At 72.5% G+C, this 13,607-nt stretch carries 12 protein-coding genes; 8 read left to right on the top strand and 4 right to left on the bottom strand.

Annotation, left to right across the window (positions count from 1 at the left end; translation table 11 throughout):
• Positions 1–14: 14 nt before the first annotated feature.
• Positions 15–701, bottom strand: coding sequence for a PAQR family membrane homeostasis protein TrhA (trhA, locus tag ACZ4FH_RS17180; RefSeq protein WP_383650273.1), 687 nt, complete (start codon positions 699–701; stop codon positions 15–17).
• A gap of 209 nt (positions 702–910) precedes the next feature.
• Between trhA and ACZ4FH_RS17175 the strand changes: the two genes are divergently transcribed.
• The 3 genes from ACZ4FH_RS17175 (at position 911) to ACZ4FH_RS17165 (ending at position 5,759) form a co-directional block, all read left to right on the top strand.
• Positions 911–2,734, top strand: a complete 1,824-nt coding sequence (locus ACZ4FH_RS17175) for a phosphoenolpyruvate carboxykinase (GTP) (protein ID WP_467305476.1) — start codon at positions 911–913, stop codon at positions 2,732–2,734.
• Between the two features lie 333 nt (positions 2,735–3,067).
• A complete protein-coding gene (locus tag ACZ4FH_RS17170; RefSeq protein WP_467305474.1) occupies positions 3,068–3,553 on the top strand; it encodes a hypothetical protein in 486 nt (161 codons plus the stop codon).
• 82 nt (positions 3,554–3,635) lie between these two features.
• Entirely contained in the window at positions 3,636–5,759 is a 2,124-nt protein-coding gene (locus ACZ4FH_RS17165) for a DUF7927 domain-containing protein (protein WP_467305472.1), read from the top strand.
• Between the two features lie 136 nt (positions 5,760–5,895).
• On the opposite strand, the gene ACZ4FH_RS17160 is transcribed toward ACZ4FH_RS17165, so the two are convergent.
• The 3 genes from ACZ4FH_RS17160 to ACZ4FH_RS17150 form a co-directional block, all read right to left on the bottom strand.
• Positions 5,896–6,312: an SCO4983 family protein gene (locus ACZ4FH_RS17160; protein WP_467305470.1), complete on the bottom strand. Its 417-nt coding sequence runs from the start codon at positions 6,310–6,312 to the stop codon at positions 5,896–5,898.
• 102 nt (positions 6,313–6,414) lie between these two features.
• Positions 6,415–7,626 carry a pyridoxal phosphate-dependent aminotransferase gene (locus tag ACZ4FH_RS17155; RefSeq protein WP_467305468.1) on the bottom strand — a complete coding sequence of 404 codons (1,212 nt, stop codon included), beginning with the start codon at positions 7,624–7,626 and terminating at the stop codon, positions 6,415–6,417.
• A 282-nt stretch (positions 7,627–7,908) separates the two neighbouring features.
• Positions 7,909–8,760, bottom strand: a complete 852-nt coding sequence (locus tag ACZ4FH_RS17150) for an arylamine N-acetyltransferase family protein (protein ID WP_467305467.1) — start codon at positions 8,758–8,760, stop codon at positions 7,909–7,911.
• A 106-nt stretch (positions 8,761–8,866) separates the two neighbouring features.
• Here ACZ4FH_RS17150 and ACZ4FH_RS17145 point away from each other — a divergent pair, with 106 nt between their 5' ends.
• The 5 genes from ACZ4FH_RS17145 to ACZ4FH_RS17125 all read left to right on the top strand — a co-directional run bounded on the left by ACZ4FH_RS17145 (position 8,867) and on the right by ACZ4FH_RS17125 (position 13,526).
• Positions 8,867–9,772, top strand: a complete 906-nt coding sequence (locus ACZ4FH_RS17145; protein ID WP_467305466.1) for a DUF3626 domain-containing protein — start codon at positions 8,867–8,869, stop codon at positions 9,770–9,772.
• Between the two features lie 32 nt (positions 9,773–9,804).
• On the top strand, positions 9,805–10,674 hold the full coding sequence (locus tag ACZ4FH_RS17140; RefSeq protein ID WP_467305464.1) for an AraC family transcriptional regulator: 870 nt from the start codon (positions 9,805–9,807) through the stop codon (positions 10,672–10,674).
• 193 nt (positions 10,675–10,867) lie between these two features.
• Positions 10,868–11,707: a lysostaphin resistance A-like protein gene (locus ACZ4FH_RS17135; RefSeq protein WP_467305791.1), complete on the top strand. Its 840-nt coding sequence runs from the start codon at positions 10,868–10,870 to the stop codon at positions 11,705–11,707.
• The gene (locus tag ACZ4FH_RS17130; protein ID WP_467305463.1) at positions 11,704–12,858 is read left to right on the top strand and encodes a sensor histidine kinase; all 1,155 of its coding nucleotides are present in this window, start codon (positions 11,704–11,706) and stop codon (positions 12,856–12,858) included. Before ACZ4FH_RS17135 ends, ACZ4FH_RS17130 begins: the two co-directional genes overlap by 4 nt.
• The gene (locus tag ACZ4FH_RS17125; RefSeq protein WP_467305462.1) at positions 12,855–13,526 is read left to right on the top strand and encodes a response regulator; all 672 of its coding nucleotides are present in this window, start codon (positions 12,855–12,857) and stop codon (positions 13,524–13,526) included. The genes ACZ4FH_RS17130 and ACZ4FH_RS17125 overlap by 4 nt, the downstream gene beginning before the upstream one ends.
• Positions 13,527–13,607 lie beyond the last annotated feature (81 nt).

Raw genomic sequence — 13,607 nt, 5'->3', positions numbered from 1 at the left:
CGGAAAGGGGAAGGTCAGGTGTGGTTGTACGCCACCAGCGAGATGCCGACGTAGTGCACGACGAACGCGGCGAGCGTCAGCGAGTGGAAGACCTCGTGGAAGCCGAACCAGCGCGGTGACGGGTTCGGCCGCTTGATGCCGTAGATGACCCCGCCCGCGCTGTAGAGCACCCCGCCGACTATGACCAGCACCAGCACGGCGATGCCGCCGGTGCGCATGAAGTCCGGCAGGAAGAAGACCGCCGCCCAGCCCATCGCGATGTAGCAGGGGGTGTAGAGCCAGCGCGGGGCGCCGACCCAGAAGACCCGGAAGGCGATCCCGGCCACCGCCGCCGCCCAGACCGCCCACAGCAGCGGTGTCCCGGTGGACTCCGGCAGCAGGAGCAGGGTCAGCGGGGTGTACGTGCCCGCGATGATCAGGAAGATGTTCGCGTGGTCGAGCCGGCGCAGCACCGCCTCGCCGCGCGGCCCCCATGTGCCCCGGTGGTACAGCGCGCTGACGCCGAACAGCAGGCACGCGGTGAGCACGTAGATCCCGCAGGCGACCCGGCCGCGGGTGCTGTCCGCGAGCGCGACCAGCGCGATTCCGGAGATCAGGACCGCCGGGAACATTCCGGCGTGCAGCCAGCCCCGCAGGCGTGGCTTCAGCGGGAGGGCGTCGGTCCCGGCGGCGGGCGGAGTCGCGGCGGTGGCGGCAGTCATCCCCGCATCGTACCTACGCCTCCGTAGGTATCGGATATGAGTGGTGATGCTCACGTGGGCGGCCCCCTGGACATATGGGCGGAAGGGTCGGATGATCAAATGAGTGCGGTCGGCACCGGATGAGCGCCGGAGGGTTCGAAGGGGTAGAAGCATCCGGGCCGCAGCCCCCACGGGGCCAACCAGACAGACACCCTCATCAAGGAGCGATCGTGGCGCGCGACATCGCGGCTCCCCTCACTGTCCCCACCAACCACCGGGAGCTGGTCTCCTGGGTCGACGAGATCGCAGCCCTGACCGAGCCGGACCGCGTGGTCTGGTGCGACGGTTCGGAAGCCGAGTACGAGCGCCTGTGCGGGGAGCTCGTCGCCAAGGGCACGTTCACCAAGCTCGACGAGATCAAGCGCCCGAACTCCTACTACGCCGCCTCCGACCCGAGCGATGTCGCCCGCGTCGAGACCCGTACGTTCATCTGCTCCGCCGAGGAGGAGGACGCCGGTCCGACGAACCACTGGAAGGACCCCGCCGAGATGCGGGAGATCTTCACCGGTGAGAAGGGCGTCTTCCGCGGCTCCATGCGCGGCCGCACCCTGTACGTCGTGCCCTTCTGCATGGGCCCCGTCGGCTCGCCGCTCTCCGCGATCGGCGTCGAGATCACCGACTCCGCCTACGTCGCCGTCTCGATGCGCACCATGACGCGCATGGGGCAGGCCGTCCTGGACGAGCTGGGCTCCGACGGCTTCTTCGTCAAGGCCGTCCACACCCTCGGCGCCCCGCTGGCCGAGGGCCAGGAGGACGTCCCGTGGCCCTGCAACGAGACCAAGTACATCTCGCACTTCCCCGAGGACCGCGAGATCTGGTCGTACGGCTCCGGCTACGGCGGCAACGCCCTGCTCGGCAAGAAGTGCTACGCGCTCCGCATCGCCTCCGTCATGGCGCGCGACGAGGGCTGGCTCGCCGAGCACATGCTGATCCTCAAGCTCACCCCCCCGCGCGGTGAGTCGAAGTACGTCGCGGCCGCGTTCCCGAGCGCCTGCGGCAAGACCAACCTCGCCATGCTGGAGCCCACGATCCCCGGCTGGACCGTGGAGACCATCGGCGACGACATCGCGTGGATGCGGTTCGGCGAGGACGGCCGGCTGTACGCGATCAACCCCGAGGCGGGCTTCTTCGGCGTCGCGCCCGGCACCGGCGAGCACACCAACGCCAACGCCATGAAGACCATGTGGGGCAACTCCGTCTTCACCAACGTCGCGCTCACCGACGACGGCGACGTCTGGTGGGAGGGCATGACCGAGGAGCCGCCCGCCCACCTCACGGACTGGAAGGGCAACGACTGGACCCCCGCGTCCGGGACGCCCGCCGCCCACCCCAACGCCCGCTTCACCGTCCCGGCCGGGCAGTGCCCGATCATCGCCCCCGAGTGGGAGGACCCGAAGGGCGTGCCGATCTCGGCCATCCTCTTCGGCGGCCGCCGCGCCTCGGCCGTCCCGCTGGTCACCGAGTCCTTCACCTGGCAGCACGGCGTCTTCCTCGGCGCCAACGTCGCCTCCGAGAAGACCGCCGCCGCCGAGGGCAAGGTCGGCGAGCTGCGCCGCGACCCCTTCGCCATGCTGCCGTTCTGCGGCTACAACATGGGCGACTACATGGACCACTGGCTGAAGGTCGGCGCCGACAAGGACCAGTCCAAGCTGCCGAAGATCTACTACGTGAACTGGTTCCGCAAGGACGAGGCCGGCCGGTTCGTCTGGCCCGGCTTCGGCGAGAACAGCCGCGTCCTGAAGTGGATCGTCGAGCGCCTGGAGGGGAAGGCCGAGGGCGTCGAGACCCCGATCGGCGTCCTGCCGGCCAAGGGCTCCCTCGACACCGAGGGCCTGGACCTGTCCGACTCCGACCTCGACTTCCTGCTCACCGTGGACAAGGAGGTCTGGCGCGAGGAGGCGGCCCTGGTCCCCGAGCACCTCAACACCTTCGGCGACCACACGCCCAAGGGGCTGTGGGACGAGTACCGGGCCCTGGTCCAGCGCCTGGGCTGACCCCGCCCCGTAGAACTCCGCGGCCGGTCTCCCGGCATCCACCCCGACCCGTGGGGCCGGGGGCCCGCCGCGGCAGGGGACGTGCACGAACACGGCCCCGGCCCCCGGAACCCTTCGAGGTTCCGGGGGCCGTACACGTTCGTAGCGCGGTCGTGATCCCTCCGAGCTGTCGGCGGAAGCACGCGGCGGCCTACGGTCGGAGCGGGCCGTACCGGGGGGTGCGGGAGGGGCGGGGCCGTGGCGGACACGAAGTACCCGAAGCATCCGGAACGTTCCGTGGTGCGGTATCCCCGGCATCCGTCCGCACCGCTGTTTCCGCGGCGGCGGCCGAGGATGCCCGTCTGGCTGGCCGTTCTGATCATGGTGATCGCCGCGCTGGTGGTGCTGTCACCGGTCGCCGTCCTCGTCGGCTTCATGTACACGTACGGCAAGGTCCACGCGGACATGCGGTTCCCGTCCGACGACGTGACCCTCTCCTCCTGCCACCGGGACCCGGCGACCGGGGCCCCCGTGGCCCGCGTCCGGGTGGAGAGCGGGGCCGCCCGGCCCGGCAGCTTCAAGGTGTACGTCCGCTTCCGCGATCCCCGGGGCAAGGACGGCGGAGCGGGCCGGGGCGTGCCGGCCGGGAGGAGCACCGTGGTCGTCGGGGAGCTGGCCGTCGGTGCCGTGGCGGACCGGGACATCGTCGGCCCGGTCCCCGTGCGCGGACGTCCGGTGTGTGTGATCCACGACGTGGTGTTCCGGTCGTCGGACCTGGCGGCCCAGGGCCAGTTTGAAGACAGGCCCTGGGAGTCGCCCTTTCCGTCCGCCGAGCCCTGAGCGGGCCACCATTCGGCCGCCGCTGCGGCGTGTCGATGCCGCGCACCCCGTGCGCCACTTATGCGGTTTTTACCGTACTGTCATGAAAAAATACGAGTGCTTGCGTCGTGCCCCGGTGCTGGCCGTCACCGCCTCCGCGGGGACGGCCCTGGGGCTGCTGCTCACCGCGGTCCCGACCGCCGCCGCGCCGCCCTCGGCCGGTGAACCGGCGGCCGGACCCCGGGCCACCGGAAGTTCGGTGCTGCTCGACGAGACCTTCACCGGGTCGTCGGTGGCCGACCCCGGCTTCGTCCCCCTGGACAGCGCCTGTCTGACCGGCGCGTCCCAGGAGCCTCCGGCCGGGCAGTCGCAGGTCGGGCCCTGCGACGACCCCGCGTCCCAGACGACCCCGCCCGTGCCCACCCCGGGCCAGGTGCCCGGCTGGCTCCAGCTCACCGACCACGACTACTACCGGGTCGGCGGGATGCTCTACAACCGGCCGCTCCCCGGCAACGGCGGACTGGACGTCACCTTCGAGCAGTACCAGTACGGAACCGGCGACGTCGGCGCCGACGGCATCGGCTTCTTCCTGGTCGACGGCTCCGTCGACCTCACCCGGGCCGGGGCCAACGGCGGCTCGCTCGGCTACGCCCAGCGCAATCTGGAACCGGGCGTCGACGGCGGCTACGTGGGCGTCGGCCTCGACGCGTACGGCAACTTCGCCAACGACGAGGAACTGCGCGGCAACGGCTGCCCCGACGACCGGAAGTCCCCCGTCACCAGCGGGCTTCCGGTCGCCGACACCGTCACGCTGCGCGGCCCCGGGCAGGACATCGACGGCTACTGCTACCTCGACTCCACCATCGAGCTCGACGCCGCGCAGCCCTCCGGCTTCCGCTCGACGCTGCCCGGCAGCCTCCGTCACCAGGGCACCGATCCGCTGCCCGCCGAGCGCACCGTGCACATCACGGTCAGCCCCGAGACCCGGCCGACCGTCACCGTGGAGATCGACTTCGAGGACGGCGCAGGCTTCCAGCAGGTGCTCTCCACGCGGATGACGGCCGACGCGCCGCCCACGTACAAGTTCGGCTTCTCCGGATCGACCGGCGGCACCATCGACACCCATCTGATCCGCGGGCTCAAGGCCGCCTCGGTCGTCGGGCTCAACCAGCTGAACCTGGTCAAGACGGTGGCGCCGCCGGACAACGCGGCGACCGAGCCCTTCGAGGTCGGCGACACCGTGCACTACCAGTTCCTCGTCACCAACACCGGGACGACGCAGCTCGAAGGGGTCCACGTCGAGGACCCGTCCGTGACCGACGTGACCTGCCCCCGGGACACCCTCGGGGTGATGGGGTCCAGCACCTCGTCCATGGTCTGCGAGGGCACGCACGTGCTGACCGAGGCGGACGTGGCCGGCACGGACACCTTCACGAACACGGCGACCGCCCTGGGGACCAACGGCGGCGACAGCGTCGTCTCCAACGAGTCCTCCGCGTCCGTGCCGGTCCGGCGCAGGGAACAGGCCCTGGAGATCTCCAAGAGTGCCGACCCCGAGCGCACCGAACCGGGCGGCACGGTCACCTACACGCTCCGGGCCGTCAACACCGGCGAGACCACGCTCAGCCCCGCCCGTCTGACCGACGACCTGTCCGGGGTGCTCGACGACGCCGCGCTCACCTCCGGCCCCACCGCGAGCACCGGAACCGCCACCGTCACCGGTGACACCCTCGGCTGGTCCGGCGAACTGGCCCCCGGTGCCGAGGGCACGATCATGTACACCGTCACGGTCGACGACCCCGACACCGGCGACGCGGTCCTGCGCAACGCCGTCACCTCCGACACGACGGGCGCGCGCTGCGCCACGGACGATGCCCCCGACCTGCCCTGCGCGGTGGAGGTCCCGGTCACCGTCCCGAGCCCCAGCCCGACCCCGACACCCACCCCCACCTGGACGCATTCACCGCGTCCGACCCCGAGCTGGACGCATTCGCCGCGTCCCACCCCCACCTGGACGCACTCGCCGCACCCCACGCCCACCCCGTCCTGGACGCACTCGCACGGATCCGGCTGGAACCCCGAGCCGCCGCCCCCGCACGGGAAGCCCGGCGGCCACGGTGACCTCGCCGACACCGGCAGCACCACCCTGGGCATCGGCCTCGCGGGCGCGCTGATGCTGCTGGCCGGACTCGCCATGTTCCGCTTCCGGACCCGTGGCAGGCACTGACCCGGCGAGGTGATCCGGACGGCCCGGCCGTCCGGGGCACGACGACGGTCCCGCTCCGCGCAATCCTCCGGAACGGGACCGTCGTCACGAGGTGGCACCCGGTCCACGCGCCTCCACGGCCGTGGACCGGGGCCGTTCAGTGGGCGCCGACCAGGCGCGCGGGGGTGAGGGACGGGTCGGTGGCCGCGGCCTCGGCGGCCGCGGTGTGGGCGTCCATCCGCTCGGCGGAGAGGATCGCGGCCACGGTGTCCGCCCGGGACGCGGCCACCACCAGGGCCCGGCCCGCGAGGGCGTGGGCGCGGCGGTGGAGCGCGGCCGCGGGGGCGTCGGAGCGGCCGGCGTGCCGGGCGGGCGGTGCGCCGCGCAGTCGGGCGACCTGCTCGGCGATGCGGTCGCCCGCCGTGTCGAGCCCCAGTTCGTCGGTGACCGCGAGAAGCGCGGCCAGATGGCCGGCGAGCTGGATGTCCAGCTCCTCCTCGCGGCTGCGGTGTGGGAAGTCGTCCGAGTGCGCGGCCGGTGTGTGGACCGATGCGGTGCGGATCGGTTCGTACATGGAGGGCCTCCTCGTGACGCTGGAAGAGCCATCCTAGCTTGGATCGAGTCTAAAGTTGTCCATCTTCGAGATTGGTGGGGGCGGACGGGGCCGCGCCCCTCGCTACACCTGGCTGTATCCGTCGAGGAAGTGCGCGATCCGGCCGATCGCATCGGTCAGATCCTCCGTCGAGGGCAGGGTCACCACCCGGAAGTGGTCGGGATCCGGCCAGTTGAACCCGGTGCCCTGCACCACCATGATCTTCTCGGCCCGCAGCAGGTCCAGGACCATCTGACGGTCGTCCTTGATCTTGTAGACCTTGGGGTCGAGACGGGGGAAGAGATACAGCGCCCCCTTCGGCTTCACACAGGTCACGCCCGGGATCTGCGTCAGCAGGTCGTACGCCGTGTCCCGCTGCTCCAGGATCCGGCCGCCCGGCAGCACCAGATCGGTGATCGACTGCCGCCCGCCGAGCGCGGTGGCCACCGCGTGCTGCGAGGGCATGTTGGCGCAGAGCCGCATGTTGGCGAGGATGGTCAGCCCCTCGATGTACGAGGAGGCGTGGGCCTTGGGGCCGCAGACGGCCAGCCAGCCGGAGCGGTATCCGGCCACCCGGTAGTTCTTCGACAGCCCGTTGAAGGTGAGCACCATCAGGTCCGGGGCGATCGTGGCGGTCGGGGTGTGCGTGGCGCCGTCGTACAGGATCCGGTCGTAGATCTCGTCGGAGCAGACCACCAGGTTGTGCCGGCGGGCGATCTCCGTGAGCCCGCGCAGCAGCTCGTCGTCGTACACCGCGCCCGTGGGGTTGTTCGGGTTGATGATGACGAGGGCCTTGGTGCGGTCGGTGATCTTCCGCTCGATGTCCGCCAGGTCGGGCATCCAGTCCGCCTGCTCGTCGCAGCGGTAGTGCACGGCGGTGCCGCCGGCCAGCGAGACGGAGGCCGTCCACAGCGGATAGTCCGGGGCCGGGACGAGGACCTCGTCGCCGTCGTCGAGCAGTGCCTGCATCGACATCTGGATCAGCTCGGAGACGCCGTTGCCCAGATAGACGTCCTCGACGTCCAGGTCGATGCCCTTGGTCTGGTAGTGCTGCATGACGGCCCGGCGCGCGGACAGCAGCCCCTTCGCGTCGCCGTATCCGTGCGCCCCGGACAGATTGCGCAGGATGTCCTCAAGGATCTCGGGCGGGCACTCGAAGCCGAACGCGGCGGGGTTGCCCGTGTTCAGCTTGAGGATGCGATGACCCGCTGCTTCCAGCCGCATCGCCTCCTCGAGCACGGGGCCCCGGATTTCGTAACAGACGTTGGCGAGCTTCGTGGACTGGATCACCTGCATGTCTGCGAGCTTACGACTGTGTTTCACGGGCCGCCCGGCTTTGCCCGGCCCGTCACCCCTGCGGGGAGCGCGGCCCGTCCGCCCCGGCTTCCATCGCCATGCGCCCGCCGCCCCGGACCGTGGGAACGCGGGGCGCGGGGCGCGGCCCGGCTTGGAATGGGGTGGAGGAGGGACGTGACGGAGCGGATCGGGTGAGATGCGCCACGACGCGGCGCGGGGCCGGGCCCGGTGCGCGTGCTCGCTGCGGCGGTCGCGTGTGCCCACTCCGGCAGTACGGCTCCCTCACTCCGGCAGTACGGCTCCCTCCGGCACCCGGATCCCGAAGGTGTCCGTGAGCAGGCGGACCGTCTCCTCGCGGTCCGCGAGCTTCCGCTCCTCCGGGCTGCCGTCGTTGCCCGTCACCACCAGGGTGCGGCCGGTGAGCGACAGATGGGCGTCCGGGGTGACGTGCTGGGCGTACAGCCGCTGGGAGAACGGGGAGCGCGGGTTGGTCGCGATGTGCCAGTTGATGGCCTCGAAGTCGGGCGCCTCGAACGGCTCCTCCGTGAACACGTACTGCGCCTGCCACTCCTCCCCGCCTTCCGCGCCCTCGGCGCCCTTCGCGGCCCGCAGCTCCCAGAGCGGCAGCGGTCCGTCGTGCGCCACCCGGACCAGCCGGTGGCGGCGCGGGGTGTCCGCCACCTCGGCCCCGTCGGCCAGCGGGACCGGCTCCAGCAGCGCGCCGATGCCCCCGAAGCCGACGTCCGCGACGAACGGCACGGGCTCGTCCGCCGCCGTGACCAGCATCAGCATGTGCGTGCGCGGCCGGACGTCCCCGGGGCGGGCGCCCAGCACGACCCGCGCGGCCAGCAGCCGCACCCGGAAGCCGAGGGCCCGCAGCGCGGCGGCGAGCAGGGTGTTCTGCTCGTAGCAGTAACCGCCTCGGCCGCCGCGCACGAGCTTCGCCTCCAGGTCGGGCAGGGCGAGCGAGGGCACCGTGCCCCGCACCGGGTCCAGGTTCTCGAACGGGATGCCCAGCGTGTGCGCGCGGTGCACCGACCGCAGCACGGCGGCGGTGGCGGCGCGCTCCCCGGACCAGCCGATACGGGCGAGATAGGCGTCGAGGTCGAGTCCTGCGGAAGCGTCACGAGTCATACGGAAATCCTGCCAGGCGGGTCCGACAACGCCCCGCGGAAGGGTCCCGCCGGGGCCGCGCGGAAAGCGTGTGACGGCCGTGCGGGCGGCATCGTAGGGTCGCCGCATGGACCGGTACACCAGGCACGATTCCGGCGACCGGGCCCTGCGGCACGTCGCCTCCCTCTCCTCGGGGGACCCGCTCGACCCCGCCCTGCGGCTGACGCTGAACCTGCACCCCGACCGGGTGTCGGCGGGCCTGCCGGTCCTGGAGGCCATGGCCCGGGACGGCGTCTACCACGCGCAGTTCGTCACCGGCACCAGCAACGGCGGTCTCACCGCGCATCCGGGCGGCGACCGCTGGCTGTGGGAGAGCCGCATCTTCGGCGGCGCCTACGACGAGGCCCCCGCCGAACAGCGTCCGGTCTACGGGGCGTTGAACTTCCGGCACTCGCCCGTCGGGGCCGCGCCCCGCTTCGGCTCCGCCCATCTGCGGCTCACCGGCGAGGCCCTGCACCGCGCCACCTTCTGCTATCCCGACAGCGCCGCCGAACCGTCCGACTTCGGCGTCGCGGCCGGGACGCATCTGATCGCCCTGGCCGAGGCCGACGACCGGGACGCGCTGGACGACTACATCGAGGCGCAGGTGCACGGCCCGGTGCTGCTGGACCGCGATGTCGAGGCCCTGGTCCTCGACCCCTGCTACCGGGGCACCGCGGTCGAGACGGCCGCCCGCGCCCTGCCCTTCCGTACCGAATGGCACGCCGGATTCCGGCTGACCGTGGAGCGGCTGCGCGGGCACGGGGACTACCGGGGCGAGGAGTTCGTCGTCCTCGGCGAGGAGATCGCCGAGGACGGGGTCCTCGATCCGCGGATCATCGGGGACGCCGCCCGGACCGGCCGCCACGACCTCCAGGCGCTCAAGCGGGTCTGGCACCTGCTCGCCCGGTTCGGCGCGCCGCCCCTGCCCGGCGGCCGCACCCGACCGGACCGGGCACAGGATGTCGGGCCCGGCACCCCCGCCCTTTCCTAGCGTGGTCGGCGTAAGGAAGGAAGGAGACCGGGGTGCTGGAACGGCTGAATCTGGCCATGGACCACATCGAGGAGCAGCTGACCGGTGAGGTCGACGTGGCCGCACTGGCGGCGATCGCGACGACGTCCGAGTACCACCTGCGGCGGATGTTCTCGGCCCTGGCCGGGCTGCCGCTGTCGGAGTACGTCCGGCGCCGCCGGCTGACGGTCGCGGGCGCCGAGGTGCTGTCCGGTGAGCGGACGCTGCTGGACGTGGCCGTGCGGTACGGATACGGCTCGGGCGAGGCGTTCGCCCGCGCGTTCCGGGCCATGCACGGCATCGGTCCGGGCGAGGCCCGGCGCACCGGCGCCGCGCTCAGCTCCCAGCCCCGGATGTCCTTCCGTCTCGTCGTCGAAGGGACCAGCAGCATGCGATACCGGATCGTGGAGAAGGAGGAGTTCCGTGTGGTGGGCAGGAAGGCGCGTGTTCCCCTGGTGCACCAGGGGGTGAACCCGGCCATCGCGGGGTTCATCAGAGGGCTCGGGCAGGACACGGTGGAGCGCATCGCCGCCCTGTCCGACCAGGAGCCGGAGGGCATCGTCGCGGTCAGCGACGATCTCGACCCGAGCCGGGCGGAGGGCACCGAACTCGACTACTACCACGCCGTGGTGAGCTCGGCGCCCGTGCCCGAGGACATGGACGTGCTCACCGTCCCGGCGGGCACCTGGGCGGTGTTCGACAACGAGGGCGCCTTTCCCCAGGCCCTCCAGTTCCTCTGGCGGGACGTGTTCACGGAGTGGTTCCCGTCCAACCCGTACCGCAGCCGCCCCGGCCCGGAGATCCTGAGCGTCCGCCTCTCGCCCGACGGGGCCGAAGCGCAGGCGCAGTTGTGGATCCCCGTGGAGCGCGCCCCCGCCGGCTGACCGTCCCCGTCCCGCCTTCCCGGCGGCGGCCGTCCCCCGTGCGAGCTACGCGCAGGTGTCCACCGCGCGGTGACGACCGGCGCGCGCCGGATCCGTAGCGTCGGAGCGAAGCCGCGGAAGAGGTCCGGGGCTCCGGATCGAGGGGGACGGCATGAGGACCGCAGCGGGACGGACGAAGGCCGCACGGGGACGCATGGGCGTCGTGTGGCAACTGCTGACGGTGGTCGCGGTCTGGGGGGCGGGGGGTCTCACCGTCCAGGCCGTGGGCGGGAATCCCTGGCTCGCGCTGGTGACCGGGGCGGTGACCGCCGTCCTCTCGGTGGTCGCCTACCGGTGGATCGTGGGGCGCACCGAGCACCGGCCCGTCGCGGAGCTGTCCGGCGACGGCGCCGTGCGGACCACGGCGCTCGGCACCCTGCTGGGCGCGGGGCTGTTCGCGGCCGTCGTCGTGAACCTGGCGTTCCTCGGGGACTACCGGGTGGACGGCATCGGTTCGGTCTCCGGCGCGGTGGGGCTGGTGGGCTTCATGGCGGCCGCCGCCGTGACGGAGGAGGTGGTCTTCCGCGGCGTGCTGTTCCGGGTGGTGGAGGAACGGCTCGGGACCTGGGCCGCGCTGGCCCTGACCGGTGCCGTGTTCGGGCTCATGCATCTGTCCAACCCGCACGCCGACCTCTGGGGCGCCTTCACCGTCGCGGTCGAGGGGGGCGGGATGCTCGCCGCCGCGTACGCCGCGACGGGACGGCTGTGGCTGCCCATCGGTCTGCACTTCGGCTGGAACTTCGCGGGCGCCGGAATCTTCGGTGCCGAGGTCTCGGGCAACGGCTCCTCCGACGGCCTGCTGGACGCCTCGACGTCCGGCCCCGATCTGCTCACCGGCGGCTCCTTCGGGCCCGAAGGCAGCGTCTACGCCCTCCTGTTCACCGTGCTGGTGACGCTCGTCCTGCTGCGCGTCGCCCACCGGCGCGGCCGGATCGTGCCCCGGCGGGGGCGGCGCGCGGAGGCGTCCGGGGCGCGCACTACGGTCGCCCCGTGACCCTTCCCCGTACCCTCCCGGCGTTCTGGCAGCGGCTGGACGTCACGGTCCGCGACCTTCCGCTCGGACTGCTCCTCGCGGTCATGTCGTACCTCCCGGGCCTCCAGCACCGGGGTACGGAGCTGGGCGGGCTGCCGGGGCGCTCCTTCGACGCCCTGACCGCGCTCGCCGTCGCCCTCCAGTGCCTGCCGCTGGCGGTGCGGCGGCGGCTGCCCGCGGTCTGCCTGGCCCTGGTGACGCTCGGCTTCGCCGTGGACCAGCTGCGCGGCTACCACCTGATCGCGGGCACCGCGCTGCCCGTCGCGCTGCTGAGCGCGGGGTCCCATCTGGAGCGGCACCGGCGCACCACCGCGCTGGCCTTCACCACGGCGTACGCGGCGCTGGCGGTGGCGCTCTCGGCGGCCGGCCCCGGCGAGTCGCCCTTCGGATACGCCGGGTTCCTGTCGGCGCTGGCCCTCGCCTGGGGCGCCGGATCGTGGCTGCGGCACACCCGCGCCCTGGAGGCCGAGCACCGCCGCCGGGTCGCCGAGGACACGCTGCTGGCCGAACGCGGCAGGATCGCCCGCGAGTTGCACGACATCGTCACCCACCATGTGACGGCGATGGTCGTGCAGGCCGAGGCGGCCCGCTATCTGACCGCCGCTCCCGACCGGCTCGACCGGACCCTGGAGACCGTGGGGGACACGGGCCGCCGGGCCATCGCGGATCTGCGGCAGCTGCTGGACCTGCTCAACCCCGGCGAGGGCGGCGGGCCGAGGACCCCGGCGGTCGGCCGGATCCGCACGCTGGTGGAGCGGACCCGCGACTCCGGGCAGCCGGTGGAGTTCACCGAGGAGGGCACCCCCGCCGCCGCGACCGGCAGCGCGGAGCTGGTGGCCTACCGTGTGGTGCAGGAGGCGCTGACCAACGCGCTCAAGTACGCGCACGGAAGCCGCACTTCGGTGCGGGTCCGGCACACGGGGAGCGAGATCACGGTGGAAGTGGGCACGGACGGGTCCGGGACCCGGGCCCCGGTCGTGGGCGGCGGCGGACGGGGGCTGGCGGGGCTGCGGGAGCGGGTCGGCGTCCTGGGCGGCGAATTCGCCGCGGCCCCGAGCGGCGACGGCGGATTCCTCGTCACCGCCCGGATACCCGCCGGGAGCCCCTCGTGACCGAATCCGCTCCCGCCCCCGTGCGCGTACTGGTCTGCGACGACCAGGTCCTCGTCCGCACCGGACTGGCCACGATCATCGACGCCCAGCCGGACCTGGAGGTCGCCGGGGAGTGCGGCGACGGGCGGACGGCGGTCGAGATGGCCCGCCGGCTCCGGCCGGACGTCGTCGTGATGGACATCCGCATGCCGGTCCTCGACGGCATCGAGGCCACCCGCCTGCTGGCCGGGGCCGGGGTGGCGGACCCCGTGAAGGTGCTCGTGGTGACCACCTTCAACCTGGACGCCTACGTGTACGAGGCGCTGCGCGCCGGGGCCAGCGGCTTCCTGCTGAAGGACGCGCCGCCGGCTCAGCTGCTGCACGGGATCAGGACCGTGCGCACGGGCCAGGCGCTGCTGGACCCGGAGGTGACCCGGGCGCTGGTCGGGCGGTACGCCGCACGGATCCGGCCCGCCGACGGCGCCCCGGAGGTCACCGCGCTGACCCCGCGCGAGCGGGAGGTGCTGCGGCTGATCGCGGACGGCCTCTCCAACGGAGAGATCGCACAGGCCCTGGTGATCAGCCCGGAGACCGTGAAGACCTTCGTCTCGCGGATCCTCGCCAAACTCGGCCTGCGCGACCGGGTGCAGGCGGTCGTGTACGCGTACCGCCAGGGGCTGGTGTCCTGAATTCGCTCCTTGTGGCGATCCCCCGTGTGCGTAACCATGCGCATGTCAAACCGGAAGAACTTCGGTTGCAGAGGCCCCACA

The sequence above is a fragment of the Streptomyces sp. NPDC024555 genome, assembly GCF_055559335.1.
This window is presented reverse-complemented; position numbering and strand designations above follow the sequence as displayed.

Bases quoted from the DNA above. Each gene is read 5' to 3' on its own strand.
- trhA (WP_383650273.1), bottom strand. From the start codon at position 701: ATGACTGCCGCCACCGCCGCGACTCCGCCCGCCGCCGGGACCGACGCC.
- ACZ4FH_RS17170 (WP_467305474.1), top strand. From the start codon at position 3,068: ATGCCCGTCTGGCTGGCCGTTCTGATCATGGTGATCGCCGCGCTGGTG.
- ACZ4FH_RS17165 (WP_467305472.1), top strand. From the start codon at position 3,636: ATGAAAAAATACGAGTGCTTGCGTCGTGCCCCGGTGCTGGCCGTCACC.
- ACZ4FH_RS17160 (WP_467305470.1), bottom strand. From the start codon at position 6,312: ATGTACGAACCGATCCGCACCGCATCGGTCCACACACCGGCCGCGCAC.
- ACZ4FH_RS17155 (WP_467305468.1), bottom strand. From the start codon at position 7,626: ATGCAGGTGATCCAGTCCACGAAGCTCGCCAACGTCTGTTACGAAATC.
- ACZ4FH_RS17150 (WP_467305467.1), bottom strand. From the start codon at position 8,760: ATGACTCGTGACGCTTCCGCAGGACTCGACCTCGACGCCTATCTCGCC.
- ACZ4FH_RS17145 (WP_467305466.1), top strand. From the start codon at position 8,867: ATGGACCGGTACACCAGGCACGATTCCGGCGACCGGGCCCTGCGGCAC.
- ACZ4FH_RS17135 (WP_467305791.1), top strand. From the start codon at position 10,868: ATGGGCGTCGTGTGGCAACTGCTGACGGTGGTCGCGGTCTGGGGGGCG.